Origin of the sequence: Streptomyces sp. NPDC007907, from assembly GCF_042959365.1 — a bacterium.
Taxonomy (GTDB): Bacteria; Actinomycetota; Actinomycetes; order Streptomycetales; family Streptomycetaceae; genus Streptomyces; species Streptomyces indiaensis.
On record NZ_JBIBKR010000002.1, the window covers coordinates 897,023 to 923,621 of the forward strand.

28 protein-coding genes and 1 pseudogene are annotated in these 26,599 nt (G+C 69.0%); 14 read left to right on the forward strand and 15 right to left on the reverse strand.

Translation table 11 applies throughout. From position 1 onward, the window contains the following. Positions 1 to 115: 115 nt before the first annotated feature. Positions 116 to 301 (reverse strand): hypothetical protein, encoded by a 186-nt coding sequence (locus ACFZDI_RS10210; RefSeq protein ID WP_391249164.1) that lies wholly within the window; start codon positions 299 to 301, stop codon positions 116 to 118. Positions 302 to 757: 456 nt separating this feature from the next. Between ACFZDI_RS10210 and ACFZDI_RS10215 the strand changes: the two genes are divergently transcribed. Next, complete coding sequence (locus ACFZDI_RS10215) at positions 758 to 1,030, forward strand: alpha-amylase (RefSeq protein ID WP_391249166.1); 273 nt, start codon at positions 758 to 760, stop codon at positions 1,028 to 1,030. An 85-nt stretch (positions 1,031 to 1,115) separates the two neighbouring features. On the opposite strand, the gene ACFZDI_RS10220 is transcribed toward ACFZDI_RS10215, so the two are convergent. Then, positions 1,116 to 1,694 carry a hemerythrin domain-containing protein gene (locus ACFZDI_RS10220; protein WP_234750256.1) on the reverse strand — a complete coding sequence of 193 codons (579 nt, stop codon included), beginning with the start codon at positions 1,692 to 1,694 and terminating at the stop codon, positions 1,116 to 1,118. A 294-nt stretch (positions 1,695 to 1,988) separates the two neighbouring features. Between ACFZDI_RS10220 and ACFZDI_RS10225 the strand changes: the two genes are divergently transcribed. Continuing rightward, complete coding sequence (locus ACFZDI_RS10225) at positions 1,989 to 3,683, forward strand: RecQ family ATP-dependent DNA helicase (RefSeq protein WP_391249168.1); 1,695 nt, start codon at positions 1,989 to 1,991, stop codon at positions 3,681 to 3,683. Between the two features lie 38 nt (positions 3,684 to 3,721). Here ACFZDI_RS10225 and ACFZDI_RS10230 read toward each other — a convergent pair whose 3' ends face one another. Then, entirely contained in the window at positions 3,722 to 4,213 is a 492-nt protein-coding gene (locus ACFZDI_RS10230; RefSeq protein ID WP_391249170.1) for an SPW repeat protein, read from the reverse strand. 189 nt (positions 4,214 to 4,402) lie between these two features. Between ACFZDI_RS10230 and ACFZDI_RS10235 the strand changes: the two genes are divergently transcribed. The 3 genes from ACFZDI_RS10235 to ACFZDI_RS10245 all read left to right on the forward strand — a co-directional run bounded on the left by ACFZDI_RS10235 (position 4,403) and on the right by ACFZDI_RS10245 (position 6,775). After that, complete coding sequence (locus ACFZDI_RS10235) at positions 4,403 to 4,924, forward strand: hypothetical protein (RefSeq protein WP_234750258.1); 522 nt, start codon at positions 4,403 to 4,405, stop codon at positions 4,922 to 4,924. 344 nt (positions 4,925 to 5,268) lie between these two features. After that, a complete protein-coding gene (locus ACFZDI_RS10240; protein ID WP_391249172.1) occupies positions 5,269 to 5,943 on the forward strand; it encodes a hemerythrin domain-containing protein in 675 nt (224 codons plus the stop codon). A gap of 223 nt (positions 5,944 to 6,166) precedes the next feature. Continuing rightward, positions 6,167 to 6,775, forward strand: coding sequence for an SUKH-4 family immunity protein (locus ACFZDI_RS10245; RefSeq protein WP_391249544.1), 609 nt, complete (start codon positions 6,167 to 6,169; stop codon positions 6,773 to 6,775). Positions 6,776 to 6,893: 118 nt separating this feature from the next. Here ACFZDI_RS10245 and ACFZDI_RS10250 read toward each other — a convergent pair whose 3' ends face one another. Further along, entirely contained in the window at positions 6,894 to 7,691 is a 798-nt protein-coding gene (locus ACFZDI_RS10250; protein WP_308287287.1) for a DUF427 domain-containing protein, read from the reverse strand. Positions 7,692 to 8,131: 440 nt separating this feature from the next. Between ACFZDI_RS10250 and ACFZDI_RS10255 the strand changes: the two genes are divergently transcribed. Next, positions 8,132 to 9,121, forward strand: a complete 990-nt coding sequence (locus ACFZDI_RS10255; RefSeq protein ID WP_391249175.1) for an aldo/keto reductase — start codon at positions 8,132 to 8,134, stop codon at positions 9,119 to 9,121. Positions 9,122 to 9,439: 318 nt separating this feature from the next. Beyond that, positions 9,440 to 9,826, forward strand: a complete 387-nt coding sequence (locus tag ACFZDI_RS10260; RefSeq protein WP_234750142.1) for a gas vesicle structural protein GvpA — start codon at positions 9,440 to 9,442, stop codon at positions 9,824 to 9,826. 124 nt (positions 9,827 to 9,950) lie between these two features. Here the strand turns inward: ACFZDI_RS10260 and ACFZDI_RS10265 are convergent. Further along, positions 9,951 to 10,217, reverse strand: a pseudogene (locus ACFZDI_RS10265) (hypothetical protein); the annotation flags it as partial. Here ACFZDI_RS10265 and ACFZDI_RS10270 point away from each other — a divergent pair. The 3 genes from ACFZDI_RS10270 (at position 10,159) to ACFZDI_RS10280 (ending at position 12,170) form a co-directional block, all read left to right on the forward strand. Beyond that, positions 10,159 to 10,473: an SDR family oxidoreductase gene (locus ACFZDI_RS10270; protein WP_391249177.1), complete on the forward strand. Its 315-nt coding sequence runs from the start codon at positions 10,159 to 10,161 to the stop codon at positions 10,471 to 10,473. The pseudogene ACFZDI_RS10265 and the gene ACFZDI_RS10270 sit on opposite strands and share 59 nt — an antisense overlap. 123 nt (positions 10,474 to 10,596) lie before the next feature. Continuing rightward, positions 10,597 to 11,034 (forward strand): NfeD family protein, encoded by a 438-nt coding sequence (locus ACFZDI_RS10275; RefSeq protein WP_234750144.1) that lies wholly within the window; start codon positions 10,597 to 10,599, stop codon positions 11,032 to 11,034. A gap of 29 nt (positions 11,035 to 11,063) precedes the next feature. Beyond that, positions 11,064 to 12,170 carry an SPFH domain-containing protein gene (locus tag ACFZDI_RS10280; RefSeq protein WP_391249180.1) on the forward strand — a complete coding sequence of 369 codons (1,107 nt, stop codon included), beginning with the start codon at positions 11,064 to 11,066 and terminating at the stop codon, positions 12,168 to 12,170. Positions 12,171 to 12,452: 282 nt separating this feature from the next. On the opposite strand, the gene ACFZDI_RS10285 is transcribed toward ACFZDI_RS10280, so the two are convergent. After that, positions 12,453 to 12,683, reverse strand: coding sequence for a hypothetical protein (locus ACFZDI_RS10285; protein WP_391249182.1), 231 nt, complete (start codon positions 12,681 to 12,683; stop codon positions 12,453 to 12,455). A gap of 93 nt (positions 12,684 to 12,776) precedes the next feature. Between ACFZDI_RS10285 and ACFZDI_RS10290 the strand changes: the two genes are divergently transcribed. Then, positions 12,777 to 13,568 carry a calcium-binding protein gene (locus ACFZDI_RS10290; protein WP_391249183.1) on the forward strand — a complete coding sequence of 264 codons (792 nt, stop codon included), beginning with the start codon at positions 12,777 to 12,779 and terminating at the stop codon, positions 13,566 to 13,568. 158 nt (positions 13,569 to 13,726) lie between these two features. Here ACFZDI_RS10290 and ACFZDI_RS10295 read toward each other — a convergent pair whose 3' ends face one another. Both ACFZDI_RS10295 and ACFZDI_RS10300 read right to left on the reverse strand, forming a co-directional pair. Continuing rightward, positions 13,727 to 14,080 carry a hypothetical protein gene (locus ACFZDI_RS10295; protein ID WP_391249185.1) on the reverse strand — a complete coding sequence of 118 codons (354 nt, stop codon included), beginning with the start codon at positions 14,078 to 14,080 and terminating at the stop codon, positions 13,727 to 13,729. A gap of 124 nt (positions 14,081 to 14,204) precedes the next feature. After that, positions 14,205 to 14,762 (reverse strand): DUF3291 domain-containing protein, encoded by a 558-nt coding sequence (locus ACFZDI_RS10300; RefSeq protein ID WP_391249187.1) that lies wholly within the window; start codon positions 14,760 to 14,762, stop codon positions 14,205 to 14,207. A 305-nt stretch (positions 14,763 to 15,067) separates the two neighbouring features. Between ACFZDI_RS10300 and ACFZDI_RS10305 the strand changes: the two genes are divergently transcribed. Further along, entirely contained in the window at positions 15,068 to 16,150 is a 1,083-nt protein-coding gene (locus ACFZDI_RS10305) for a protein kinase family protein (RefSeq protein ID WP_391249189.1), read from the forward strand. Positions 16,151 to 17,084: 934 nt separating this feature from the next. Here ACFZDI_RS10305 and ACFZDI_RS10310 read toward each other — a convergent pair. From ACFZDI_RS10310 to ACFZDI_RS10340, 7 genes are all read right to left on the reverse strand, one after another. Beyond that, on the reverse strand, positions 17,085 to 17,654 hold the full coding sequence (locus ACFZDI_RS10310; RefSeq protein WP_391249191.1) for a hypothetical protein: 570 nt from the start codon (positions 17,652 to 17,654) through the stop codon (positions 17,085 to 17,087). 427 nt (positions 17,655 to 18,081) lie between these two features. Beyond that, entirely contained in the window at positions 18,082 to 19,551 is a 1,470-nt protein-coding gene (locus ACFZDI_RS10315) for an ATP-binding protein (protein ID WP_391249193.1), read from the reverse strand. Then, positions 19,548 to 20,324, reverse strand: a complete 777-nt coding sequence (locus ACFZDI_RS10320) for a response regulator (RefSeq protein WP_391249195.1) — start codon at positions 20,322 to 20,324, stop codon at positions 19,548 to 19,550. The genes ACFZDI_RS10315 and ACFZDI_RS10320 overlap by 4 nt, the downstream gene beginning before the upstream one ends. A 180-nt stretch (positions 20,325 to 20,504) precedes the next feature. Then, a complete protein-coding gene (locus ACFZDI_RS10325) occupies positions 20,505 to 20,918 on the reverse strand; it encodes a PepSY domain-containing protein (RefSeq protein ID WP_391249197.1) in 414 nt (137 codons plus the stop codon). Between the two features lie 820 nt (positions 20,919 to 21,738). Continuing rightward, positions 21,739 to 22,092 carry a hypothetical protein gene (locus ACFZDI_RS10330; protein WP_391249199.1) on the reverse strand — a complete coding sequence of 118 codons (354 nt, stop codon included), beginning with the start codon at positions 22,090 to 22,092 and terminating at the stop codon, positions 21,739 to 21,741. Positions 22,093 to 22,510: 418 nt separating this feature from the next. After that, the gene (locus tag ACFZDI_RS10335) at positions 22,511 to 23,632 is read right to left on the reverse strand and encodes a fatty acid desaturase (RefSeq protein WP_391249201.1); all 1,122 of its coding nucleotides are present in this window, start codon (positions 23,630 to 23,632) and stop codon (positions 22,511 to 22,513) included. Between the two features lie 7 nt (positions 23,633 to 23,639). Beyond that, entirely contained in the window at positions 23,640 to 24,695 is a 1,056-nt protein-coding gene (locus ACFZDI_RS10340; protein ID WP_391249203.1) for an FAD-binding oxidoreductase, read from the reverse strand. Positions 24,696 to 24,782: 87 nt separating this feature from the next. On the opposite strand from ACFZDI_RS10340, the gene ACFZDI_RS10345 reads away from it, so the two are divergent. Together ACFZDI_RS10345 and ACFZDI_RS10350 are read left to right on the forward strand one after the other, a co-directional pair. Further along, positions 24,783 to 25,922 (forward strand): helix-turn-helix domain-containing protein, encoded by a 1,140-nt coding sequence (locus ACFZDI_RS10345; RefSeq protein WP_234750161.1) that lies wholly within the window; start codon positions 24,783 to 24,785, stop codon positions 25,920 to 25,922. A 478-nt stretch (positions 25,923 to 26,400) separates the two neighbouring features. Beyond that, positions 26,401 to 26,599 (forward strand): PAS domain-containing protein (locus ACFZDI_RS10350; protein WP_391249205.1); only part of this gene is annotated, 199 nt, incomplete at its 3' end.

The window sequence follows — 26,599 nt, forward strand, 5'->3', positions numbered from 1 at the left end:
AGAGGGCCCATGACGGCGATCTGCCCACGCTTCTTCACGCCACCTCCCGGGCCGAAGCGAAACAGATCGCACCTTCGTGCCTCTGGGTCTTCCGTCTGCCTTGCGCTGCCGTCGCTCAAGGCATGAACATCGCCAAGACGATCACTACGAGAACAACGAGCCCGATGATGAGCCACACGGGCTTTCCCCTCCGGCCCCCGCTCCGATCCGACACGTCCTCGGGGCCTCCACCCCGGGGCCGGTCCTCTTGGAGCGCCGGGTTGTCCGGACGGTCACGTGTGTAGAAGTCGTCGTCCGCCATGTCGGACTCCTTCCATAGGTGGGCCGGGTGCCCTCAGCGGTCTGCTGAACACCACAACCACCGCCTCCTGTTCTGGCCAAAAGCAAGCAGGAGCTGCGCGGTAACCCTTGCAGCTGTCCCCTGGTGCACAGCTGGAACTCCGACTGTGTGCCTGGCCACGTGCAGGCTGAACACGAAGCACCTTGCAATAGTTGAAGCCCGGTTTGTCTGCGGGGAGCGCCCGGAGGGGGCTGACACGGCGTTCGGCGCCATGACTCGGCAAGTCCGTGCGCGTCTGAAAGTTACTGCCGTGCCTTGCTCCGCGCTGCGGGGCGCTGAAAGCTTCGCTTCTTGAAGTCGCCTAGCGCTTCACGTACGAGCAGAGTGCAACTACTTGAATACAACCGCTGGCAATTGGGGGGCAGAATCATGCTGAGAGGGATGAAAAGGTCCGCGCTTACTGCGGGGCCCGTCGCAATGTTGAGCTTCGTACTCGTGCCATCCGGCCCCGTCTCCGCTGCGCCCTCGTCGCACGAGCCGGCCCCTCCCTGCGTCGTCATGTACGAAAGCTGGCGGTACACCGAAGCCGCCAACAACTGCGTCGACACGTTGAGCGTCACGGTCGTGTACGAGGACGGCGCGACGAGCCGATGCTCCACCCTCGCGCCGGGCGCTCGTACCACGGTAGGCGAAGGGTATTTCGGTCAGCACGGTCACGCTGTCCGCCTCGCCCTGTGCGCGACACCCTGACGGTACTCCGCGGGTCGGAGCCTACGGACGAGGGGATGGGAGCGTGATGGCACTCTCGCCCGAGGCGGGCCGACCGGTACGTGGATCAGCTGCTGTCCTTGCCCATCACCTTGCGGACGGCGTCCCGGGTCCGGTCGACCAGGGCTGCCATCGGTCCGACGGCGATGTTCTCGGCCGCGGTCTCGACACCCGGATGCGGACGGGTGGGGGCCATGGCCTCGGCAGCCCGGACAGCCGTGGCCATCCTGGCAAGCTGCTGCGTGTCGGCGTTCTCGCGAATGCGGGGAAACTCGTACTGTTCCTCGGCCGCCGCATGCTGCAGCACATCCGCGCGAAGCTCCCGTACGGCCGGCATGAATCCGGCATCGTCGGGACTCATGTCGTCCAGTCGGCTCAGCTTCTCCTTCGCGGCCCTTTCCTCCTGCAGGCGATCCCCGACCACCTGCTCACCGTCGCCGAAGAGGCGGCGGGCCGCGGGGTGGATCACCTCTTCCTCAGCGGTCTCGTGGACCGCAAGCAGGCGCACGAGTCTGCGGAACGCCTCCGCCCGGTCGTCGGCAGTGGCGTTCTCGACTTCGGCGAAGAGGTCACGGATGTGATGGTGCTGCTGCATCAGCAGTGTCACGACGTCGTCGTTCTCGCCGGTCTCGTCCAGGTGGGGCATGGCGCCGGTCAAGGGGTCCTCCTGGGGTTCGTGCCTGAGCGCGTCGGCCCGGCCCTGTGCGGCTCCGCCGAGTTCCGGTCCAGGCTGTCCCAGGCGATGGGCGGCCGCGACCGCACTGGGCCGAACGGCCGCGGGAGTTCGCATCCCGGCAGCCCTCGGGGGTACACGGGCCTGGCTCGCGAGAGGGTCTCGGGGCCTGGAGGGAGGCGTCGTGTCCGTGGAAGTGAGAGCAGCCACCGCCGCCCATGACCGTCGCCCGTCACAAGAGCGGGGGACGGACCGGCCGGGCACGCCATGACCCGCCACGCGCAGAGACCCGCAGAGCCTGCAGCAGGCAGGCCCGACCGGATCGCAGAGCTGCGTCGTGTCGCCAGGGAAAACTTCGGCTTCAGCGAGCTGAGTCCCGAGCAGACGGAGGCGATGGGGGCGCTGCTGGAAGGCCGTGACGTCCTGGCCGTCATGCCCACCGGCTCCGGCAAGTCGGCGATCTATCAGGTACCGACCGTCGTGCTCGGCGGACCTGCCGTCGTGGTGTCGCCACTGATCGCCCTGCAGCGGGACCAGGTCACGGGACTGCGCGAGAGCGCAGGGCCGGATGCCGTGGCGGTGAACTCCGCACAGTCCGAGTCGGCCACCGACCGGGGCTGGCGGGCCGTCCGGGAAGGCGACGCCGAGTACCTGTTCCTCTCACCGGAGCAGCTCTCCAAGGACGACGTGGTGACGCGGTTGCGTGAGCTGGAGCCCTCGTTGTTCGTCGTCGACGAGGCCCACTGCGTCTCCATGTGGGGCCACGACTTCCGCCCGGACTACCTGAACCTGGGCGAGGTGGCCGAACGCCTGGGCCGCCCGCAGGTGCTCGCCCTGACGGCGACCGCCGCCACCCCGGTTCGGGACGACATCGTCGAGCACCTGCGCATGCGCGACGCCCACGTGGTGGCAGCTGGGACCGACCGGCCCAACATCGGGCTTGTCGTACACACCTTCACCGATGACGCGGCCAAACGCGAGGCCGTCGCACGGTGGACGGCCGCAGCGGGCTCCCCGGGCATCCTCTACACGGCCACCCGCAAGGACGCCGACGCCTATGCGATGCGACTGCGGCAGGACGGCGTGGACGCCGAGGCGTACCACGCGGGGATGAAGGCTGCGGACCGGAGCCGGATCCACGACGGCTTCATGGCCGGCGCACCCGCGGTGGTGGTGGCCACCTCCGCATTCGGGATGGGCATTGACAAACCCGACATACGTTTCGTGGCCCACGCCTCGGTCCCGGACTCGCTGGACTCCTACTACCAGGAGATCGGGCGGTCCGGCCGGGACGGGGAGCCGGCCCGCGCGGTGCTGTTCTACCGCCCAGAAGACCTGGGACTCCAGAAGTTCCTCACGGCTCGGGCCCTGGACAGCACCGGACTGCGTCGGATCATGACCGTCCTGGCCGGTCAGGGGGTCCCGCAAAGCCGCAGCCGCGTGGCGCAGCTCTCCGGACTCTCACGCCGCAAGACCACCGATCTCCTGGGACTGCTGGAAGAGGCAGGAGCGGTGACCGTGGAGGGCAGGCGCCGCGCCGTCCGGGCCGTTTCCGGCCACACGGCGGACGAGGCCACCGAACGGGCCGAGGAGGTCTTCGAGCGGCGTCGCCGCACGGACCGGTCGCGTATCGAGATGATGCGGGGCTACGCGGAGACGCCGTCCTGCCGCCGTCAGTACCTCCTGGGGTACTTCGGCGAGCAGCTCGACGGACCCTGCGAGCACTGCGACGTATGCGACCGTGCCCCTGACCGGGGCACCGCGGCCGGGCACCGGGAAACCGCCGCGCCCGGGGAGGGTGCGCCGTACGAGCCCAACGACAGGGTCCGGCACGCCGAATGGGGCGAAGGCACGGTGATGCGGGTGGAGGAAGACCGTCTCGTTGTGCTGTTCGAGCAGGTCGGCTACAAGACGCTGTCCCTGCCGGCCGTACAGGACAGCGACCTGTTGGCCGACGCCTGAAGCGCGCCGGTCAACAGGTCCGCTGCTGTCGGGTCCTCTCAGGTCATTGCTCCGGAGCCGGATATCGTGCGATCACCCGTGGTTGACCGGGGCGAGCGTTCGGAGCGGGCGGCGGCGCTGGCTGCCAGGGCCAGCAGCAAGGCGATGACACCCGTGATGACGTTGTTGACGACGCTCCTCGTGGTGCTGACGTCACCTGCGATCACCCAGGGGGCGATGATGGTCCACACGCTGAGGGCGCAGGCCGCCCACGCCATGCTATGGGTCCGTTCATAGGCCCGCCCGAAGCCGCCGCTCATCAGCAGCGCGTAGGCGATGCCGACGATCACGTTGGTGACGGCCAGCCTGGTGAGGTTGTCGAACCCCACGATCCACGGCGACGCCGCCAGGTAGATGCCGGTGACGAAGGCCAAGGTCTCGACGGCCTGCGCGCGAGGCGTGGTCGCAGTACGTTCGGCCATCTCGTGGCGGGTCCGCATCTCGACGATGTCGGGGTGCGTCTCCATGGACGACCGGGGGGAAGTGCTCATACTTGTCACCTCCAGGTGACAAAGGGTGTGCCGACTGGGTCGGGTACCCACGCCCGCCCGATAAACCTTCATCCCTGATCTCGGAGCCAGGAGCCATGGAGCCATCGGAGCCCTAGGGTGAGTGGCACCCGACTGTCCGCGGGCAGGGCGGGGTAAGTGGAACGCGCAGCCATGGGTACTCGCCGACGCATGATGAAGCCCGCGCTGTGGCAGGGACTGGCGGCCGGCACGGCCGGGGTGCTGGCGATGACGCTGACCGAGAAGGTGGAGCAACGGGCCACTGGCCGGCCCGACTCCCACGTACCCGCCCGGACCCTGGAACGACTGACCGGCATGGCCGAGCGGCCCGGCCGCCAGCCCGTTCCCGTCAACTGGGCCATGCACCTCGGACAGGGCGCCGCACTGGGCGTGCTCCGCTCGGTGATGGCGCACGCCGGCCTTCGTGGCCCGTGGTCCTCGGCGAAGTTCGGCGTCGTCCGGGTCACCAGCGATCAGATCCTGGAGAACGCCACCGGCGTCGGCGCACCGCCCCAGACCTGGCCCCGCCGCGAACTCGTCGTCGACCTGCTCCACAAGACGGTGTACGCCTTCACCGCCGGTGTAGTCGCCGACGCGCTGGCCGCACGCTCGGGTCCCGGCCCCGGGCAACGACACGCCGCAATGCGCCCAGGCCGCCACACCGACGTGGGACCTCCGCGCCGGGGACAGTGACCGCCGCGCCAGGGCCCGCCACCGCGAGGCGGTCCGGCCGTGAGGTCGAGGCACCCCAGACGCTCACGCAGAACGGGCCCGGCACAGCTTGTCGACTACGTGCTCGATCACCCTGTCCACCCGCCGGCCAACCGCTGCACGTCGTTGCCGACGATGAGCCCGATGGAGTTGCCGACGGGCCTCGGCCGGTCCGGGCTCGGCGCGGTCGCTCGGTCGGCCCGCGGGTTCGGCCCACCGGGCGGGGGGAGGACTGCCGCGGGAAAACGGGTACCCGCGCCTGGCGGCACCGGCGCGTGCCGCGGCGGACGCCGGCGCGCTGCCGGCGGCGCGGGAAGGAGCAGGACATGGCCACGACCATCGAGACACAGAGCATCGACCAGATGGGAGGCCCGGGCAGCGTCCTGGCCCGCCAGCGCCGTGATCACGCGGAGATGGACCGTCTGATGGACCGGTACCGGGCGCTGGAGGACGGCACGGAACGGGAGCGGGTACTGAAGCAAGTCGTCCAGCTCGTGTTCAGCCACGCGTTCGCCGAGGAGACCGTGCTGTGGCCGGCCGTGCGGCGTGCGGTCGCGGACGGGGAGGAACTGACCTCCCGCGTTGAAGAGGAGCACCAGGAGATCAACGACCTCGTCACCGACATCGAGCGTCTGGAGCCCGGCACGGCGGCGCGCGAGGAGAAGGTGACGCAGGTCTTCGCCCTGATCCGGCAGGACATCCGGGACGAGGAGGACCTCGTCCTGCCCCGGCTGCAGGAGGCCTTGGACGCCGCCCGGCTGCGGCGGCTCGGTGCCGCGTGGGAGACGGTGCGCAGGAGCGCGCCGACCCATCCTCACCCGGGCGTGCCTCGGCGCCCGCCGGGCAACGCGGTCCTGGGCGTGCCGCTGAGCCTGTACGACCGGCTCCGCGACGGGCTGGGACTCGGCGTGTCCGGCCCATGGGGCAGGAGGATCCTGTCCGGCCTGGTCGGGCTGCTCGTCTCCGGTGCGGTCGCCGCGATCGTGCGCAAGCGACGGTGAATCGGCGGGCCAAGGCCGCTGACCAGTGATCGCTGGTATACGGAGCGCTTGGGACAAGCCACCTGCTTCCGGCGCCGGATCGGGAATGATCGCCGGGCCGGCGGGGGTTGAACGGCTCCCGCGGCCCGCAGAGGGGGTCGACCAGTCGGCGACTTCGCTGTGCCCGTTCAGTCCATGGAGAGTCCACGGTGCCTGTGGCGCCGTGGAGTTCGGAGTGCCAGCTGTGCTTTTCGATGTCACCCACGGCGAACTCGTCGGCGTCTTCGGCGGGGACCGGGTCGCGACCTTGCCCGCCGGCGCCTTCCCGCGTGAAGCTGCGAGCACCGAGGGGGCCCGCCTCCTGCAGACCGTTGGCGCCCCCACCGGTACGCTCTTGCTGTGCCGGCCTGACGAGGACGACGGCATGCTGGCCCTCGTGCAACACGTCGTCCACAACGAGGACTTCGAGGACGCTGCGGAGGGCGCCGGCGCCTGGCCCGTCATCGGCCGGCTGCTCAACGCCCACCTCGCCTTCGATCCCGTGTCGGGCGAAGTCCACGCCTTCGACCCCGACGAGGACACCGTGCAGGAACTCAACACGGACGTCTCGTCACTGATTCAGGTCACCTTCCGGTTCCAGCGCCTGCTCGAGGAGTTCGCCTTCAGCGGCGACGAGGAGACCGACTTCGAGCGCCTGGACCGCGAGGTCGATCGCATCCGTGAGGAGACCAGCAGCATCGATCCCGTCCCCTTCCAGGACGAGGAGAGCGTCTGGTCGGTAGTGGCCGACGAGATCGCCATGGGCCAGCGCTTCAAGGGCAGCAGCCCGGGAGCCCGCGCACTCTCCGGGTGATCGCCGGCACGTCGTGTATGCGGCGCGTGCCGAACTGAGCACACACCCCCATGGCAGATCAGGGCCGCCGCGATGCAGACGAGGCGAGGGTGAGCGCGGCGCCTCCCACCCCGCCGCCTCACCACAGTTGGGTACCCGGGGCGCCCTTGAACGGTCCCCGCACCTCCGAGGTGATCCAGCCGCCGTAGAAATCCCCCTCCTGTGCTGTGACCTCCTCTCCGTCGACCGTGCAGCGGTCCACGCGGCTCGGATAGAAGGCGAAGAACCCGGCGAGGGACGCGTAGCCGGGCTCGGGACGGGGATAGCACCACGCGGCACGAGCGCGTACGTCGTCTCCCACGATGACGTCCCAGTACCGGGCCGCGCCCTTCCATTCGCACCAGGTCCGGCCCGCGACCGCCGGGAACAGAAGCTCAGTACGGACATCCTGCGGAGGGATGTAGAACACGGGGGGATGGCTGGTCTCCAGTACCCGGACCGACCTGCGGGTCTCGGCCACCACCTGACCGGCGCACTCCACCCGCACGTCACGCTCGTCCTCCCGCATGGCAGGCGGCCGCGGGTAGTCCCACACCGACTCGGGCGTCCGCGGGGCGAAACGCTGCATGGGCTCTTCCAGCGGGTCCAGATACACCTCGTCCACGTAGCACCAGGCCCAGTCCCGGTCGCGTGCCAGAGCGCGTGCCACCGGGTGTGCGCTGGAGTCGAAGTGGACCGTGGCGTGAGCGCCGGGGGAGTTGTCGCTGCAGCCCACGTGCCCGCAAGTCAGGCACAGCAGCAGGTCGGCCGGTGCGCGACCGCGCGCAGCGCAGGACGCGCACGTCTCACTCAGCGGGGGTGGGTCCGCCGTCCAGGTGTGGGAGCAGGGCTTCCCCGTGGGCCGCCCGCCATCCGGCCGGGGAGTCCATCTCGTCATCGGTGATCACCAGCCGGTGCAGTCGACATCACGCTGCTCGGCAGCACCACGCCCCGGCCCGTGCTCGTGTCGGTCACGTTCTCTCCTCTGTGGTCCTTGTGCTCCCTCTGTTTCGCCCCGACACCGCACTGGAGATGCAGGCCCCCGGGCGGTTTGTTCCCAGCAGGGCCCCACGCGAGGCCGAATGGTTCCAGGCTCGTCTCCTCCAGGCTCTGGGGCGTCGCACGAACGGGGTGCCCGACCGGGAGCAAGCCCTCCGCTCATCCCACTTGCCATGGAGTGCGCTCGAAGTCATAGCGTCGAAGACACAACGGCGCACGAAGCCGTCTCAGCGCCCGCTCCTCCTGGGAGGCCGGGTGGTGGCATCTGTGTCTGGATGGACGGGAGACTTCGTGCCCCCCGAAGGACGATCAAGCGTGCAGGGAAGGCCAGGACACGACATGGAAAAGCGCAGTCTGCGGGAATTGCAGGTATCGGCCATCGGCCTGGGGTGCATGGGCATGTCCGCCTTCTACGGAACCGCCGACGAGGAGGAGGGCGTCGCGACGATCCGGCACGCCCTGGACCTCGGGGTGAACTTCCTCGACACCGCGCAGGTGTACGGCCCGCTCACCAACGAGTCCCTCGTCGGCGAGGCGATCCGGGGGCGCCGCGACGACTATGTCATCGCGACGAAGTTCAACTACCGGATGGACGACGCCGTACCGGGCGACATCAGCACGGTCGGCCCGCAGGACGGCTCGCCCGCCCACGTCCGCAGCTCCGTCCACGGCTCCCTCAAGCGTCTGGGAACCGACCACATCGACCTGTACTACCAGCACCGGGTCGACCCGAACGTGCCGATCGAGGAAACGGTCGGTGCGCTCGGCGAACTGGTTGCCGAGGGCAAGGTGCGCTACATCGGGCTGAGCGAGGCGAGCGCCCAGACCATCCGGCGTGCGCACGCCGTGCACCCGGTCACGGCCGTGCAGAGCGAGTACTCGCTGTGGTCGCGGGACGTGGAGGCCGAGGTGCTCCCCACCTGCAGGGAGCTGGGCATCGGCTTCGTACCGTACTCACCCCTTGGCCGCGGCTTCCTCGCCGGACGGTTCACCTCGCCGAATGACCTCGACGCCAACGACTGGCGCCGCCAGAACCCGCGCTTCCAGGACGCCAACCTGGAGGCGAACCTGCGGCTGGCGGCGAAAGTGAAGGAGATCGCCGCCGAGAAGGACGTCACGCCGGCTCAGCTGGCCATCGCTTGGGTGCTGGCCCAGGGCGAGGACCTGGTGCCGATACCGGGCACCAAGCGCCGCACCTATCTCACGCAGAACGCCGCCGCCGTCGACATCGACCTGACGAAGGACGACCTGGCCCGCATCGACGCGGAGCTGCCCGAGGCAGCCGGTGAGCGGTACGACGAGGCAGGCATGCGCTCCGTCAACCGATAGGCGGAGGGCCGCGCACAACACAGGGGGCTCCGCAGGGAAGATCACCCAGGAGGAGCGGAGGCGAGCGGGGGACAGGGCGTGGTCGGACGTGCGCTGAACGGTCACGCAGTCGATCTCGTGCACCCTGTACTGGCGCCCGGCGCATTCCGGACCGACTCGGAACTCATCGCCCCCCACTGCGCGACCACCCTGTCCAGAGCTCGCTCTTCGCACGAGTGTTTGACGTGACGAATAGGGGTCATCCGCATGCCAAGCCTGTCTCCCAGCGGGGCAGCGCCGACAGCATCGGGCGCGGAGACGACGCGAAGGGTGAACGCGATGACCGTCGCGACACAACAGGGTGGTGGAGGCGGTTCCAGCGGCCTCTACGACGTTCTTGAGCTCATCCTCGACCGTGGGCTGGTGATTGACGCGTTTGTGCGCGTCTCCCTCGTCGGTATCGAGATCCTCAAGATCGACATACGGATCGTGGTAGCCAGTGTGGACACCTACCTGCGCTTCGCCGAGGCGTGCAACCGTCTCGATCTGGAGGCGGGGCCACGCAAGCCGGCCGGGCTCACGGAGCTCACGGGGAAGGTCACCGAATCCGGCGCCCGCGGCAAGACCAAGGGCGCCCTGTCCGGTGCCGCGGAGACCATCGCCGACGCCTTCCAGCAGGCCCGCGATGAAGGCCGGGAACGTCAGACGGGGCGCGGCCGGTCGTAGGAAGCAAGCTGTAACCGACATCCGCCAGCTCTATCCGTTCGGCTGCTGTGCCGTCTTCGCGAAGGGCGTCGCCCCCGTCGAACTACCGGGCCGTGCCGGAGGCGAAGGACTCCTGACCATTCACTCAGCGGGTGTCGGGTGGCAATCCATAGGGCGGATCACAGCCGAGCCACGGTCCGCGGGCCGGGCGTCGCGGCACACCTACGACAGGGCAAGGGGTGACCGATCGTACACACCTAGAACCTAAGGGTGATGAGGGCGCCTCTGGAGCGTACGTGGTGATGGAGACGTGTGGGCCGCCTGGCAGCGCGAAGTCGTCGTACGCGAGGTCCATGGTTCCGGCGACCCGGTGGTTGACGACCTTCTGCCCGCGTGAGTGGCGGTGCACGTTGTGCTTCGCCCAGCGGGTGCTGAAATCGGTGCTGCGCGCGGAGAGCTCCCGACGAGTTCGGTCACCTTCTTCTCCAGCGGGTCACGTCCGGCGGTCGCCCGCAGGACCGCGACCAGTACGACTGCCCGAGCGAGCGGCCTACCACGTCTCCAAGCACCGCGTCATCGGCCTGACCCGCAGCGCCGCGGTCCACTACGCGCCCCGGCGCATCCGCACCAACGCCGTGTGCCCCTCGCGGTCCTCAACAGACGCATGATCACCCGTCGCGAGCAGGCGACGACCGGCGCCTGGCTCAGGTCTTGCTGCCGGACGTGTTCTGCGCGGGATGCCCGGGCGGTAGCTTGGTAGGCGAGGAAGCCCCCGGAAGGAGGGCGATGCGATGCCGTGGTTCGCATGGCTTCTCGCTGCCGCGGCACTGGGTGCCGCGGAGTTCTTCACCCTGACGCTCGTCTTCGGTCTGCTGGCCGGTGCCGCACTGGTCGCCGCCGTGGTGGCAGGTGTGGGCATCGGCCTTCTCGGTCAGCTCCTGGCCCTGGTGGCAGCAGCCGCGACGGGCCTCCTCGTACTCCGCCCTGTCGCGTTGCGCCACATGGCACAGCAGCCCCTCGTACGCGACGGGGCCGACGGACTGATCGGCAAGCGGGCCGAGGTCATGCAGGAGGTCACCGCGACCCACGGCCTGATCAAACTCTCCGGCGAGGAATGGTCCGCCCGCGCCCTCGACGAGAGCCACGTGATCCCGGTGGGGGCGCTGGTGGACGTCATGGAGATCGAGGGGGCCACCGCCGTCGTCTACCCCCGCGAGCTCCTTCCCTGAACGGCTGAACACACAGCAACGGAGGCACTGTGGACCCAGTTGTCATCCCCCTTCTCGTGGTGGCCCTCGTTGTCGTCTTCCTCGTGGCCTCCAGCGTGCGGATCGTTCCGCAGGCGCGCCGCTACAACGTCGAGCGGTTCGGCCGCTACCGCCGGACGCTGCAGCCCGGGCTGAACCTGGTGCTGCCGGTGGCGGACCGCATCAACACCAAACTCGACGTGCGCGAGCAGGTCTATTCGTCCGACCCCCGGCCGGTGATCACCGAGGACAACCTCGTGGTGAACATCGACACCGTGCTCTACTACCAGATCACGGACCCGCGGGCCGCGGCGTACGAGGTCGCCGACTACCTCCAGGCGATCGACCAGCTCACCGTGACCACGCTGCGCAACGTCATCGGCAGCATGGACCTGGAGGAGACGCTCACCTCGCGCGAGGAGATCAACTCCCGGCTGCGAGCCGTCCTCGACGACGCCACCGGCAAGTGGGGTATCCGCGTCAACCGCGTCGAGATCAAGGCCATCGACCCACCGCACACCATCAAGGAGGCGATGGAGAAGCAGATGCGGGCCGAGCGTGACAAGCGGGCGGCCATCCTGCACGCCGAAGGGGAGCGGCAAGCCAAGATCCTCACCGCGGAAGGCACCAAGCAGAAGGACATCCTGGAGGCGCAGGGCACGCAGCAAGCCATGATCCTGCGGGCGGACGGCGAGGCCAAGGCGGTGGAGCTCGTCTTCCAGGCCGTCCACCGCAACAACGCCGACCCCAAGATCCTGGCCTACAAGTACCTGGAGACGCTTCCGCACCTGGCGAGGAGCGACAACAACACGTTCTGGGTGATCCCGGGGGAGCTGACCGAGGCGGTCCGGACCGTCACCCGGGCGTTCGGCGACGAGCCGACGGCAGGCCCTCCCCGCCCCGAGCATCCCGAGGAAGCAGCCGGCGTCGAAGCCGAGGCCTCGCACGGGACCCGGGTGCCGCAGTTCGACGCGGGATCGACGGCCGCCCTCGACGCCGCAGCGGCCGCCGACGAGGCCGGGAAACAGGCCGCCGCAGCGGTGAGCGACGCCAAGGCGGAGGCGGAGGCCGCGAAGTCACCGCAGGTACCGCACCTGGGGCGGTCGTCCGACGCCTGAACTGCCCTCGGCTGCCGCCTCCAACCCTGTCGCGTCGGCGGCCGAGGCGGAGGAATTCGCCCGGATCGCGGCGGAATACCCCTCGACGTCTGAGGGGGGATCTGCGGGCTGCCGGGAAGCGGCATCGGCCCGACCGGGGTCGGCCGACGAGGCCGTGACGCCGACGTAGGTGTGACGTCTGAGCACATGGATGCGCTGGATAGTTCGGCCGATCTGTGTGACGGCTGTGACTGAGCCATGTTCATGTGAACCGGGGGACAGAGTGGCACCGCAGGCAGCAGGTCATCGGCGTTCGTTGAAGCGCCGTCTCGTTCCGGGGGCTTCACTCGCTGCGGCGGCGGGGACGGCGGTCACCGCGACGGTGCCGACGCCGCCGTACCGCTGCACCAAGAGCAGTGCCCGCCTGATCAGTCGCTCCGGCACGTTCGGCACATCGAAGACGCTCACGTCGGACGGCCGGGTGCCCCAGGTGGACGCCCGGTGGTGATCCGGCAGCAGGGGACCTTCCCGCACGCGATCAGGTCCGTCACCGGCCCCTGACCGGCATCAAACACCCCGCCCTGCCCCGCTCGGCGGTTCCCACCTCTCACTCCGTGAAGGAGACACATGCGCAAGCGCGCTGCCTTTGCCCTGTCCACAGCCGTCACCGCGGCAGCGGCGGGCGTCATCGTCCCCGCTGCCTACGCGGACGACAACGTAGGCGACATCCAGGTCGACGGCGTCGTCGTCAACGGCGGCAAGAGCATCGTGGTCGACACGGCCGACAAGACGATCACGGTGTCGGTGACGGCAACCGACCCGTCGGGCATCTGGGACGCGGACTTCAACCTGTGGCGCGGCCCGGACGGCAGCGACCCCTACTACAGCGCCGACGCCTTGATCGATCCCAACGAGACCACCACACCGGCGGACTGCGTCGCCTCCAGCAGTACGACGTCGACCTGCTCGAAGACCTTCACCTTCGAACCGGACTGGTGGCTCACGAACGCCGACGCCGGCACGTGGAAGGTCCAAGCCCAGGTGTCGGCCGACGACGGCAGCTACACCGACCGGTGGGCCTACACCACCACCCGCCTCCAGCGGCACTCCAAGCTGACCGTCAACGCGAGCCCCGAGCCGATAGCCAAGGGCAGAACACTCACCATCACCGGCAAGCTCACCCGGGCCAACTGGGACACGCTCGACTACCGGGGCTACACCAACCAGCCGGTCAAGCTCCAGTTCCGCAAGGCCGGTTCCACGACCTACACCACGCTCAAGACGGTGTACACCTCCAGCACCGGCTCCCTGACGACCACGGCCCTCGCGTCCGAAGACGGCTACTGGCGCTGGAACTTCGCAGGCACGACCACCACGCCGGCCGTCTCGGCAACCGGCGACTTCGTGGACGTGCAGTAACCCGGACACCGTCTCGCCCGCACGGCGACCACATGAAGGGTGCCCTCGTTCCTCTCACAGGAGCGAGGGCACTTGCCTGCTGGGCCCTGCCGGAACGTCGGTATGCGTCGCTGCGGACTCCCGCGTCCCGACATGCGGCACGCGCGCGGGGGATGCCGTCAGTCGAAAGCGTCGGTCATGCAGTCCCGCCGGCAGTCGGCTGCCTCATAGCGTTGACGCAGCGCGACAGCTGCCTCTTCACGCTCCACATCGAGCCCGTAGTGTCCGCTCGCCACCCGGGTCACGTCGTCGACCCTCACGATGACCGGTTCCCCGCGGGCAGCCCGACGGCGCGCTTCACCGATCGCCATGTCCGCGGCACGCAGCAGGCTCCTGGAGCGGTCCCGGATGGCCGCCGCTTGGGCCCGCTTCGCCGAAAGGGGACGCAGGACGCGCCCGCGCCAGATGAAGCCGACGGCGACAAGAACGAGGCCGAGCGCTACGAACAGGAGTCCGCCGAGGTCGTGACGCATCTCCCCAGTCTCCACCACCCGGACCCCGTGAGCCTGTCGGACGCCTGGAGCCGACGCCGGGCGAGCGAAGTGGAAGACGCAGCGCCGAGGACTGAGGAGTTCGTAGCGCGGCTGGTGCGCCCCGTCATCGGAGATGGTCGTGTTTCGACCCGATGCCCTTGCCTCTGGTCGGAGTTCCCTCCGATGTGAACGAGTGGCGGAAGGTGAAGGCGTGCGGCGCAGAACCGTGGTGGTGGAGGTGTGTCAGCCTGGAAACCCCGTCCCGCCAGGTGGGTATCACACCGTCCGGGACCCACCAGAAGACGTGATTGGGGTGTCCTGTCCTCTCGAACCAGTCGTAACGCCTGTTCAGCGCCTCACGGTGCAGACCGGTGTAGACGGCGTCGAGGGCGGCGCTCAGGTCGGTCCAGAGCGAGAGGGTCGCGGCCAAGGCGGTCGTCTCCACTGTGCGGCCCTTGCTGTACCAGGTCGGTACGGCGAACTCTCCCCATGCACCCCAGTCCGCCTCGAAGAGCACGCCCGGGTCACCGTCTGTCGCTTCAGCGCGAGCGATGTACCCGGGGTGCTGACTCATCCTCCGGTAGACGGTCTCACCCATGACGTAGAACTCGCGCGTGAGAGGTGTGGGGTCGGCGAGAGGCGACTTCAGGACGCCGAATGTGTACAGAGCAAGATGGGGCATGCGTCTCTCCCTGGTTGGGGCCGCTCGGCGTGGACCCGGTTCGATGGCTTACGCACGGGAGCGAGGGCCAATGGCGCGTGATCGACTCATCCAGCCGCGTGCGGCCCAGCCTGTGCGACCGCGGCGATCGCCGAAGACCAGATGAAGGTAGCCGCCGCTGCGCTTCATGTCGAAGTTGCCATTTCCCTGCCAAAATGGCCTCTTACACAGGTCCTTGCGGGGACCGGGACGGTGGCACGCAGGCCCTGCCGCGGGCCCCGGCGTGACCAACAGAAGTGAGTCTTGATGTCAGGCTGGAGCCGCCCATGAAGGTGACCGAGTCAGGGCACGCCGCGCGGGTGTCCGCTTACGCGGCCGTGGGAGCACGGCTGTCCTTGTTGAGCGACCGACGGCTCGAGAAGGTGGTGTCCGCCGCGCCGAGTCTCGGCTCCGGTATCGGGGGCAGGTCGGCGGAGTTGGAAGTCGAGGGGATTCGCGTCTTCGTCAAGCGAGTGCCGCTGACGGACATCGAGTTGCAGTCGGAGCACGTGCGATCGACCGCCAACATGTTTGGTCTTCCTCTCTTCTACCAGTACGGGGTGGGGTCGGCGGGTTTCGGTGCCTGGCGTGAGCTGGCCGCGCACATCATGACGACAGGGTGGGTACTGAAGAACGAGTACACGGGTTTCCCGCTGCTCTATCACTGGCGGGTATTGCCTGACAGTCCCCCTGCCGGCTTCCTTGACGGGCTCGGCGGCGTTGAGGGGGCTGTAGCGCACTGGGAGGGTTCGACGGCGGTGCGCCGTCGGCTGGAGGCCGTGGGAAGGTCTTCTTTCAGCCTGGTGCTCTTTCTGGAACATGTGCCACAGACACTCGCCGAGTGGCTCGACGACAACCGTGAGGCGCCCCCTGCGGAGCCGGGAAGCGGGTCGCTCTATCAGTGGGTGGAAAATGCACTGCTGCGGGGGACGGAGTTCATGAGCGCGCGCGGACTGGTGCACTTCGACGCGCACTTCGCCAATCTGCTCACCGACGGCCGGCAGGTGTATTTCGCGGACTTCGGGCTCGCATTGAGCCGCGATTTTGAACTCTCGGCCGAGGAGCGCGATTTCCTCGCTGACCACCTGGTGTACGACCGCTCCCACGCACCGAACCATCTACTTCGGCACCACCTGCCGGCCGACGTGCGCGGTGGCACCGAACACGGGACCTTCCTGCGCGAATGGATCGACGGCCACCAGCCCGCCGACATTCCACCCGACATCGCCGCGATCATCAACCGTCACGCTCCGCACGCGATCGTCTTGGACGACTTCCATCACCTCCTCCGTACACAGAGCAAGCGAACCCCCTTCCCCGCGGCTGAGGTCAAGCGTGCTTTGGCTGGCGCAATGACGTCAGAAGAGTGAGGGCCCGGAGTTCCATACGTTCCCGCGCTGCGGCCTGTGGTGGCCGGCCGAAGCCTCACGCTCCGCCAGGCGTCATGTCCTGCCCGTCAGGACGTCGTTCCAGGACTGTCCAGGAGGATCGCCGGGTGAGAAGCGACGTCTCAGTCGCCGCCACCGCCGCAAGAACTGCCACCGCAAGAACTGCCACCGCAAGAGCCGCCCCCCTCTTCGGCGACCCAAGAGTTCTCCGCCTCCCCGCGTGATCTGCGCGCGGGCCTGTCCCCATCCGAACGGCCTGTCAGATACCAGACCAGGCACGCAACGAACGCGAAAACCGAAAGCCCCACGGTCCAGAGCAGTGACTCCGTGGGGCGTCGGTCCATGGGGCCCTCGAAGAGCAAAGCCGTGAACCAACTGGCCAGGAACCCGCTCTCCGGCGCGAAGACAAGCACTACGAAAATCCGCTCCACGACGGGCATGCGCATCGCTTCCCTCTCCCTGTCAGCTTTCCCACGGTAACGGGGCTTGGCACAGCCGCCTATGGTCTGCACACCGCGACAACCGGATGGCTGGGGAATCATGCGGGCGCACATGAGACATGCCGGGCGGACGTCCCGGGGAAGTTGGTGCCGTGGATTTTGAGGATGACGTAGACATCGGGGATGTCGGTCGCGCGAATGATGGGCTGCCGCGTTCCTGCCCGCGCTGCGGGGGAGAGCTGACGCGCGAGGTCTGCCACCACGGCGGGCGCAGAGGGCCCACGGGCGTACGTGCCCGGACTGCGGGTGGTTGGGGCGTCCGGATCTCGGTGGGCTGCCCACCGTGCACACGTTCCGGCGCGTGACCGGCCGGTTCGCCAACTGCGTCTTCTGCGGTGGCGATCACTGCAACCGGCCGCGTCGGCCTGGCGAGAGGGAGCACGGGTCCCCTCTGGACTCGGCGGCGAGGCCGGAACTCAGTTCGGCTGCTCGTACTCGTCGACCGTCCCGTCTCCGTTGTCGTCGAATGTGTAGTCGTATGCGTCGCCGTAGGTGTCTCGGTAGCGCATGCAGGTGCCCTGGGCGCGCAGTTCGGGCTTGTGGTCGTAGTAGCCGAGGTGGAGCGTGATCCGGATGCTGTCGTCGAGAGTGGTGGCGATGCCGTTGTCGACTTTGTCGACGGTACGGCCCTCCGCGCGCCAGGTGGCTCGGAGGAAGGACAGCGCCGCGCGGTAGTCGTTGTCGCTCGCGAAGTCCAGGTCCCAGGTGAAGAGGGGCTCGTCCCGGGTGACACCGGTCTCGTCGAAGCCGAAGTCGTCCACGCACGAGGAGCTGCCCTGCCGGGAGGCGTACGGCTCCTTGGCCGGCGCCGGGGACAGCGCGCGGTAGACGTCCTCGCCGGCCCGGGTGGTGGCCCGGACATGGTCACGGAACTCCTCGGTGCTGCGAACGGGCCCGCCCTCGATCGACTCGCACCCCTTGGCCGCCAGCGCGAAGAGCACCACGAGGGTGACACCGAGCACGGGGACCACGATCTTCGACTTCATGCCGTCGATCAAAGCCGCCCCGGCGGAACGCGCGGCAGCGCTCTGCTACTCAGCAGACCTGAGCAGCGGCACTCAGACCGGGTGTCCGGCCACGGTGGGTGCCGTGTCGTGCGTGACGACGGCCGATCTCGGGGCGGGGGAGACGCCCGCCCGTCAGCAGCTCATCGGTCATGAGTGTGCCGCGCTCTTGGGCAGTTCGCCGTACACCTCGTCGGGGACGGACTCGAGCCATTCGTTGCTGACGTCGTCGCACGGCCAGGTAGCTCTGGCCGGTGAAGTACTGCGCGAAGGCGTCGTTCTTCTCCCCGAGCGGGAAGATCTGGTCGAGTCCGTTGACAGCGAGGCCGAAGCCGGTGTCAAAGCTGTGCTGCGTGGCCGGCCGCCGCCCGCGGTCCTGTCCACCACGGTGGGGGCATGGCGTGGCCCATCAGTGGTGTGCGTGTTCCGGGGCGCCATTGGGCTTGGGTGGAGCGGGCGGGAGGGGATCTTGAGGCCGGGCAGCGGGTGCTCGGGTGTGGGGAGCGGTCGCGTGGGCCGGGCGCAGCAGGACAACGGCGTCGAGGCCTCCGTCCGGGGCGGCTTCCAGGGCGATGCGGCCGCCGCTGGCGCGGGTGAGTTGCTCGACGATGGGCAGGCCGAGGCCGGTGCCGTCGTGGTGGGTGTCGGAGGCGCGCCAGAACCGGTCGAAGGCGTGTAGGCGTTCGGTCTCGCTCATGCCGGGGCCTTGGTCGATGACATGCAGTTCGACGCCTTGCGGCCCGGGGCGGGTGGCCAGGGTGATCGTGGCGCCGGGTGGTGAGACGCGCAGGGCGTTGGCGAGCAGGTTGTCGATGATCTGTTCCAGGGCCCCCGGGACGGCCCGGACAAGTCCGGCCGGGTGGCCGGCCGTGGTGATGTGGACGTGGTGCTCGGCGGCGAAGGGTGCCCAGGTGGCTGCCCGGTCGGCGATGACGGCGTCGAGGTCGGTGGGTTCGGGGGTGGTCGCGGTGGCCTCGAGTCGGGCCAGGGAGAGCAGACCCTGGATCATGCGGGCGAGGCGCTCGGTTTCGCCGATGGCCTCGTCCAGGCTGTGGTGGGCGGCCGGGTCGAGGTGGGGCTCGAAGTTCTCCAGCCGGATCCGCAACGCGGTCAGGGGGGTTTTCAGCTGGTGGGAGGCCTCGGCGGCGAAGGCGCGCTGGGAGGTGAGGAGATGCTGCAAGCGGGTGGCGGTATGGGTGAAGGAGGTGGCCAGGCGGCGAAGTTCGGGCGGGCCGAGGTCGGTGGCGGGCGGGTCGGCGAGGGTGCCGTCGGCGAGCTGGGTGGTGGCGTGTTCCAGGGCGTGGACGGGGCGGATGATCCAGCGGGCCAGAGCGAGGGCGATCAGCGCCGCGGCCGCCAGCACGCCCAGGCCGGTCAGGGCGAGGGTGAACCAGATGTCGCGGACCCGGCCGTCCAGGACGTCGGTGGGGTAACTGAGCCGCAGGGCACCGCGGATGGTCTCGCCGGAGGAGCCGGGGACGGTGACGTAGCGGGTCTGGGCGCCGCTGTCCGGGTCGGGTGCGGTGCCGACGGTGGTCCGGTTGCGCAGGGCGGTGGCGATGTCCGGCTGCGCGGACAGATCGGTACCGGCGGGGGTGGTGGAGGCGGAGTCGGTCAGGACAGCTCCGGTGCGGTCCACGACGAGCACCCGGGAACCGGTCCGCTCCGCGTAGTCGGCGGCCAGCTCAGGCAGTTCGTCGGTGTTGTCCTCCTCGATGCGTTCCTCGGCGAGTTCGGCGAGCATTCCGGCGTCACGCTCGATGCTGTTGGACAGCCGGGACGTTTCGGCCCGGGCGAACAGGAGGCCGAAGGGTATCTCCAGTCCGAGCAGGACGAGCAGCACGAGGCCGAGGTAGCTGCACAGCAGACGCCTGGTCATGTCCGGGCCTGAGGGCACGGGCTGCCCGGCGGCGCTGCCGTATCGGGGGTGTGGAGGCGGAAGCCGACCCGGCGGATGGTCTCGATGCAGGCGGGATCGCCGAGCTTGCGGCGCAGGGCGGCCACGTGCACGTCCAGCGTCTTGGTGGGGCCGAAGAAGTGCGGGTCCCATACCTGGTCGACGATCTGCCGGCGCGAGCAGACCGCCCCCGGGTCCAGAGCGAGGTGGGCCAGCAGGTCGAATTCCTTCGGAGCGAGGGCGATGGGAACGTCGTGGAGGTGGACCTGGCGGGTGCGGCGGTCGATGACCAGCGGCCCCACAACCTGCGGGGTGTCCGAGGGCGAGGGCCCCCGGACACGGGTCGACCGACTAGGGCGGCCCGCGTCGTCCGCGTCGCCGGGGACGCCGGCAGGCGGTGTCCGAGGGCGGGCGCGGCGGGTGACCGCGCGGATGCGGGCGACCAGTTCCCGGACGCCGAACGGCTTGGCCATGTAGTCGTCCGCACCCAGTTCGAGACCCAGGACCCGGTCGATCTCCTCACCCCGGGCGGTGATCATGATGATCGGTACGTCCGAGCGCCGGCGCAGGGCCCGGCAGACGTCGATACCGTCCATGTCCGGCAGGCCCAGATCGAGCAGCACCATCTCCGGCTCGGGCGCGGCCAGTGCCGCCGAGCCGGTGCGCGCCCGTTCCACGGCGTATCCGTAGCGGCCCAGGCCCTCGGCCAGCGGGTCGGCGATCCGTTCGTCGTCTTCAACGAGCAGCACCTGCATGGCGTCAGGCTCACACCTCCACCGCTCCACGGTCATGACCACACCAACCCGTCCCGGTTTTCCGGACAGCACCTGATACGCGTTCGGGGACGCGCCCGCTCAACGAGGAGGGCCGAACTCGTCGGCAGCGGGCACCTTCGCAGCGGCGCTGACGACCCCGGCCCTGAGGCTGTGCCGACGTCAGCCCTCGTCGCCGGCCTCGTCCTTGGTCTTGAGGACCTTGTAGGTCTTCGGGTCCAGGTAGACCTCCACCTCACTGCCGTCAGCCTTCTTGATCTCGACCGCGTACGTGCCCGGGTTCTCTGCGTCCTTTTCGGACTTGACCACCGTGCCGGGGAAGGCGGCCAGCGCCGCGGCCTCCGCCTTCTGCTTGGCCGCGCCGGTCAGCGGGGTCTCCACCGCGTCGCCGCCCTCGTCACCCTCGGCCTGCGCGCCGCCCTCCGCTGTCTGGGCCTCGCCGGCAGACCGGCCGGCCGTCGCGCTGTCGGAGGACGAGGCTGAATCGCCGGAGTCCGAGCCGCCGCAGGCGACCAGCCCGACCAGCAGGACGGCGGTGGACACAGCGGCGGCCAGGGCGCGCTTGGAAGCGTTCATGTCGCAGATCTCCAGGGGAGTCGGGGGACGTCGTACCGGCCGGTCAGCGGCGGAACACCGCAGATCCAGGCCGTCTCGGGGACGTCAACGACCCTAGGAACAGGCACTCAAGCAGGAGGCCAGAGAGCGGCCAGGAAACCGATAGGAAACGACCAACCTTCAGCAGCCCTCCTTCTCTTGGGCTGGTGGGGGTCTCTCCGGGCGGGAGGCGCCGGTGATCGCGGAGGCGACCTCTCCTCGGCGCAGCACCCGGGCCAGCGTCAGGGTGGCCATGGCGACCCCCATCTCCTCGGCGCGGGGAACCCGGTGGGGCCAGGCTCGCGGTCCGGCGCGGAGGATACGGAGGGGTGGTGAGGTCCCTGCCCCGCCGTGTGCTCCGAAACCAGAACAAGCACCTTGTGATCAGGACCCGACGTGTGAGGGGCAATCCGCAGGTGCGCAACCGGACGGACTTCAAAGCCCCGGGAGACCGGAACTGTGCGCGGGGAGCGGGCAGGCAACGGGGGACGTGCCTGCCGCCCCCACACGCGAGCACCCGCTCACGGAGGGAAGCGGGCCTCACCCGGGGCCGGCTCGCGACCCCGTACTACAGGGCACCACGGATCCCAGGTGTCACACCCGGGAGATGCGGCTGTACAGATGTGCAGCCTGGTGCCGTACGTACTCGGCAGCCGCCCGAGCCTCCGCCGCGAGGTCGCCCAGCTCGCGCGGCAAGTCCGAGTAGTTCAGCGGGTGATGGGCTGCGGGCGGATGGCCTGCCACAAAGCAGGCCTTAGGGTCGTTATGTGCGGCGCCACAAAAGCATCACAACTACGACACGTCATGCTCGGTTGATCCGCCCGGCAATTCCGTGACCGATGAGGAGATAGACGACGGCCGGAAGCCCGTAATTGAGGACAATGCGCAGACCTTCTGTGTCCATGGTGAAAATATTCTGAGCCCAGCCGGACAGCCAGTCCGCCGCACCGTGCACGAATCCGACGAAGGCGTTGGCCTGGTTGGCATCAAGCAGGTACAGCACGATCCACAAGCCCAGAAGAGCGGCCGCGATGTCGGCGATCGTGCAGATGATGAGGGCTGTCCTACGTGCTGCGGCCTGGCCGCCACCGGAGTGGCCAGCCGCTGAGGATTGGTCGTAGGCCGGGTATCCGGAAGCCGGATCGATGTTGCTCACGGGGTATCCCATCTGACGCTTTCATTGCCGCCTTCTACAGCGTCGGGTATCCGCCGTGGCGTTACACCAGGACCGGGTGATGCCAATGTCGCCACTATTCCGACACTGCGCAAGGACCACCTCACCAGGGATATTCCGGGTGCCGGAAAGTAATTCCGTCAGGCGTCTCGCTGCGGCGCCCCGCGACTTGATGAGCGCCACAGCCCGTTGGCTTGCTCGTCCCCACGTCAGTGGTGCGACACGAGGGCCGGCGCTTCTGCCCACGCAAGGGCGGAGCGCCGGATCGCCGCACTTCATTCGCCCAGGTCTGACGTCTGCTGTGCCCAGCCAAGGAATGCAGCACTGTGCATGGTCAGGACGAGGCCAAGCGCAGAGTGCAGCACCACCCGGCCCACCTAATCTGAACCAGTCCCGGGAATCAGGCCGCGACGAGGTCCTGCTCGCGGTCCGGCGTCTTGACCTGGGGCTGCTTCTTGTTCGGCAGCGAGAGCCGGACGACCTTGCGCCAAGCGGAGAACACCTGCTTGGGCAGCGGGCCGGTGACGTACTCCAGCTCGTACTTCTCGAACAGCGCGCGCACCTTCACCGCGACCTCGGCGTACCGGTTGCTCGGCAGGTCCGGGAAGAGGTGGTGCTCGATCTGGTGCGAGAGGTTGCCGGTCATGAAGTGCATGGCCTTGCTGCCGCTGATGTTCGCCGACCCCATCATCTGGCGCAGGTACCACTGGCCGCGCGTCTCGCCGTTGATCGACCGGCGCTCGAAGACCTGTACGCCCTCGGGGAAGTGCCCGCACATGATCACGGAGTGGGACCAGAGGTTGCGGACCAGGTTCGCGGTGAACGTGGCGGCGAGCGTGGGGAGGAACGACGGGCCCGACAGCAGCGGGTGGATCACGTAGTCCTTGAGCACCTGCTTGCGGATCTTGCGGCCCACGGCCCTGGCCCGCGCGCGGAACTCCGGGTTCTTGCGGCGGCGCTTGTGCAGGTTCTTGCCGAGCTCCAGGTCGTACGCTGCGATGCCGTACTCGAAGAAGCAGGCGTTGATGAAGTTCCACAGCGGCTGGCCGAGGTGGAAGGGGTGCCACTTCTGGTCCTCGTCGACGCGCATGATGCCGTAGCCGAGGTCGTTGTCCTTGCCGATCACGTTGGTGTACGCGTGGTGCAGCTCGTTGTGCGAGTGCTTCCACTGGTCGGCCGGCGAGACGTGATCCCACTCCCACGTGGTGGAGTGGATCTTCGGGTCCCGCATCCAGTCCCACTGGCCGTGCAGGATGTTGTGGCCGATCTCCATGTTGTCCATGATCTTCGCCACGGACAGGCCGGCGGTGCCGATGATCCACGCGGGCGGGAAGAACGAGAACAGCAGCACGCCCCGGCTGACCAGCTCGAGCTTGCGCTGCGCCGAGATGACCTTGCGGATGTAGGCGGCGTCCTTCTCGCCACGGCTGGCGATCACCTCGTCGCGGATCGCGTCCAGCTCGCGGCCGAGCTCCTCGATCTGCTCCGCGGTCAGGTGGGCGGTGGGGTCGATGGCGGTCAAGGTGGTCCTACCGTTCGATGTCGCAGGGGCCCGCCGCGGCGGACACACAGGTCTGGATGAGGACGCCCGGCTCGGCCTCGGTGATCTCGCCGGTGCGCAGGTCGCGGACGGCGCCCGCCTTGAGCGGTGTGACGCAGCCGAAGCAGATGCCCATGCGGCACCCGGAGGGCATCAGCACACCGGCCTCCTCGCCGACGTCCAGCAACGGCGTGGCGCCGTCCGCGGCGACACTCTTGCCGGTGGTGCTGAACGTGACCTCGCCGCCGTCACCGGCGACGACGATGCTGGGGCGGAAGCGTTCGGTGTGCAGGCGCTCTTGTACGCCGTGCTCGCTCCAGTGCTCTTCGGCGGCGTCGAGCAGGCCCGCGGGCCCGCACGCCCAGGTCTCTCGCTCGGCCCAGTCGGGCACGAGTTCGCCGAGGCGGGCGATGTCGAGCATGCCGTCTGTGTCGGTGTGCACCTCGATGAGCCGCAGCTTTTTGTCCGCGACCAGGTCGTGCAGTTCGTTGCGGAAGATCACGTCGTGCGGCTGTGGCGCGCAGTGGATCATGACGACGTCGTCGAACTCGGTGTCGCGCAGCATGCCCATCACCGGTGTGATGCCGCTGCCGGCCGTCAGGTAGAGCACCTTGGCGGGCTTGATCTGCGGCAGCACGAAGTCACCGGTCGCCTGGTCGAGCTGGATCAGCGTGCCCGGTTTCGTCCTGCGGACCAGGTGGTTGCTGACCTTGCCGTCCGGGATCGCCTTCACGGTGATCGTGACGCGGCCGTCCCGGCGGTTCGGCGGTGAGGTGAGCGAGTAGGCACGCCACAGGCGCACCCCGTCGACGTCGACACCGATCCGCACGTACTGACCGGCCGTGTGGCCGCGCCAGCCCCGTCCCGGCCTGATCACGATGGTCGCGGCGTCGCTCGTCTCGGGGTGCACGGCCTCGATGCGGCCCCGGAGGTCAGCGCCCGCCCGCAGCGGGCTGACCAGGTCGAGGTAGTCCGACGGCAGCAACGGCGTCGTGACCATCTCCAGCAGTTTCCACGCCCTGCCGCGGAGGGCTGTACTCGTCATGGGTCCAGCTTGCTGCGTCTCAGGGCGTAAAGTCCTGACCGTAGGACGTGAATCTGGTCGGTGGAATTGTTCGCAGGGAATAAAATCGTGAGCCATGTAACCCGGAGGGCCAGCGAGCTGGCCTTGGATGAGACGACGGTCACAGCACTTCGGGCCGCGCTGAAGACCACCGCCGATGAAGTCGTCCAGGCGATCATCGACGAGGTTCCTCCCTACGCCAACGCCCTCTCGGGCCACATGGGCGCCACCATCCGCCGAGCCGTCCGCACCGCCCTGGGGCACTACCTGGACCTCGCGAGCGGGAACGCCACAGGCGGCGACGGCGGTGACGCGGCCTACGAGCTGGGCCGCGGCGAGGTCCGGGACGGCCGTTCGATGGACGCCCTGCTCAGCGCCTACCGCGTCGGTGCCCGCGTGGCCTGGCGATGCCTGGCAGCGGGTGCCGTACCCGCGGGCCTGCCCGCCGCCGAGGTCGCCAAGTTCGCCGAGCTGACCTTCGCCTACATCGACGAGCTCTCCGCCGCGAGCGCCGCTGGCCACGCCGACGAACTGGCCGCCCGGGGCAGGGAACACGAGCGCCACCTGGAGCACCTGGCCCGCGACCTCCTCGCCGGCGCGAGCCCGGACGTGCTGCTGGTCTCTGCTCAACGGGCCGCATGGCAGCCTCCGGTTTCGCTGACCGCGGTCCTGCTGCCCTCCGCCCAGGCCCGGCCTGCCTACCGCGCGCTCGACCCGAGCACCCTCGTCCTCGACGATCTGCCGGACGCCACCGGTGTGCTGCTCGTCCCCGACGCCGACCGATCACATCTCCTGCGGCAGCTGACCGACCGCACCGCCGTGGTCGGCCCGGCCCGGCCGTGGGCTCGTGCGTCCGCCTCGTACGCACGAGCCGCACGCGCGCGCTCCCTCTCCTCCGATATCCGTGACACCGAGGAGCACCTGCCCGAACTGGTGCTGAGCGCCGACGTGGACGCGTACGCGGACCTGCGCGCCCGAGCCCTCGCACCGTTGCAGACCTTGCCTGTCGCGACCGCACGGCGGCTGGAGGAGACGTTGCGGGAGTGGCTGCTGCACCAGGGCAGGCGGGACGAGGTGGCGGCGGCGTTGTTCGTCCATCCCCAGACCGTCCGGTACCGGATGTCGCAGCTGCGGGAGCTGTTCCCGGATCTCGCGTCGCCGCACCGGGTCCTTGAACTGACGCTGGCGGTCGGTCTTCCGGTCAGCTGACGCGTCGGCTTTTGCATCCGACCCCGCCACGCGACTGGGTCATCGAACGCGCCCTCGGCCGGCCCGTCATGCACCACCGCGGCCTGGCCCGCGACCACGCGACCCTCCCGCAGGTCTTGTCGGATTTCTTGTCGGCGAGGACGCGGCGGCGGCCCCGCCGCGTCCTCGAGCGGGTCGATCTTGACGGACGGGGCTGAGCAGATCGCGCGGGGGGCTTCGGGGCCGCGTTCCTGCCGTGGATGCTCTCAGCGACGGTGTCCGTGGGGTTGTTGAACTCTCGGGTTCTCGAAGGGGCCCTTGAAGGCCCTCGCGGCTTCCCCGGTCTTGACCGCGGGATTCTCAGAAAGCAGCGGCCTGTTGAAGCCGGGCGGACAGATTCGGCCACTGAGGGGCCAGTAATGGGCATACAAGAGTGCGGTAGACGCCGGTGCGCTGTGATGGCCCATTCCTGTAGAAATGCCAGCCGGGTGGGGCCGCCATGGACGACGATGACAGCACAGTGCCGGCGCGCGGGGCCGGAGTGACGACGCCGCCGTCCTGCCGCTGCGGTACCGCATCCGCGGGGCACGGGCTGGCGGCGGACGAGGAGCGGTTCCGGGGGCTGTTGGAGGCGGCGCCGGACGCGATGGTGATCGTGGACGATGCGGGCCTGATCCGGTTGGTCAACGCGCAGACGG

Bases quoted from the DNA above. Each gene is read 5' to 3' on its own strand.
- ACFZDI_RS10300 (WP_391249187.1), bottom strand. From the start codon at position 14,762: ATGCCCCATCTTGCTCTGTACACATTCGGCGTCCTGAAGTCGCCTCTC.
- ACFZDI_RS10255 (WP_391249175.1), top strand. From the start codon at position 8,132: ATGGAAAAGCGCAGTCTGCGGGAATTGCAGGTATCGGCCATCGGCCTG.
- ACFZDI_RS10260 (WP_234750142.1), top strand. From the start codon at position 9,440: ATGACCGTCGCGACACAACAGGGTGGTGGAGGCGGTTCCAGCGGCCTC.
- ACFZDI_RS10210 (WP_391249164.1), bottom strand. From the start codon at position 301: ATGGCGGACGACGACTTCTACACACGTGACCGTCCGGACAACCCGGCG.
- ACFZDI_RS10270 (WP_391249177.1), top strand. From the start codon at position 10,159: ATGGTTCCGGCGACCCGGTGGTTGACGACCTTCTGCCCGCGTGAGTGG.
- ACFZDI_RS10235 (WP_234750258.1), top strand. From the start codon at position 4,403: ATGATGAAGCCCGCGCTGTGGCAGGGACTGGCGGCCGGCACGGCCGGG.
- ACFZDI_RS10220 (WP_234750256.1), bottom strand. From the start codon at position 1,694: ATGCCCCACCTGGACGAGACCGGCGAGAACGACGACGTCGTGACACTG.
- ACFZDI_RS10325 (WP_391249197.1), bottom strand. From the start codon at position 20,918: ATGAACGCTTCCAAGCGCGCCCTGGCCGCCGCTGTGTCCACCGCCGTC.
- ACFZDI_RS10295 (WP_391249185.1), bottom strand. From the start codon at position 14,080: ATGCGTCACGACCTCGGCGGACTCCTGTTCGTAGCGCTCGGCCTCGTT.
- ACFZDI_RS10230 (WP_391249170.1), bottom strand. From the start codon at position 4,213: ATGAGCACTTCCCCCCGGTCGTCCATGGAGACGCACCCCGACATCGTC.
- ACFZDI_RS10305 (WP_391249189.1), top strand. From the start codon at position 15,068: ATGAAGGTGACCGAGTCAGGGCACGCCGCGCGGGTGTCCGCTTACGCG.
- ACFZDI_RS10340 (WP_391249203.1), bottom strand. From the start codon at position 24,695: ATGACGAGTACAGCCCTCCGCGGCAGGGCGTGGAAACTGCTGGAGATG.
- ACFZDI_RS10290 (WP_391249183.1), top strand. From the start codon at position 12,777: ATGCGCAAGCGCGCTGCCTTTGCCCTGTCCACAGCCGTCACCGCGGCA.
- ACFZDI_RS10310 (WP_391249191.1), bottom strand. From the start codon at position 17,654: ATGAAGTCGAAGATCGTGGTCCCCGTGCTCGGTGTCACCCTCGTGGTG.
- ACFZDI_RS10225 (WP_391249168.1), top strand. From the start codon at position 1,989: ATGACCCGCCACGCGCAGAGACCCGCAGAGCCTGCAGCAGGCAGGCCC.
- ACFZDI_RS10215 (WP_391249166.1), top strand. From the start codon at position 758: ATGTTGAGCTTCGTACTCGTGCCATCCGGCCCCGTCTCCGCTGCGCCC.
- ACFZDI_RS10250 (WP_308287287.1), bottom strand. From the start codon at position 7,691: ATGACGAGATGGACTCCCCGGCCGGATGGCGGGCGGCCCACGGGGAAG.
- ACFZDI_RS10275 (WP_234750144.1), top strand. From the start codon at position 10,597: ATGCCGTGGTTCGCATGGCTTCTCGCTGCCGCGGCACTGGGTGCCGCG.
- ACFZDI_RS10320 (WP_391249195.1), bottom strand. From the start codon at position 20,324: ATGCAGGTGCTGCTCGTTGAAGACGACGAACGGATCGCCGACCCGCTG.
- ACFZDI_RS10315 (WP_391249193.1), bottom strand. From the start codon at position 19,551: ATGACCAGGCGTCTGCTGTGCAGCTACCTCGGCCTCGTGCTGCTCGTC.
- ACFZDI_RS10240 (WP_391249172.1), top strand. From the start codon at position 5,269: ATGGCCACGACCATCGAGACACAGAGCATCGACCAGATGGGAGGCCCG.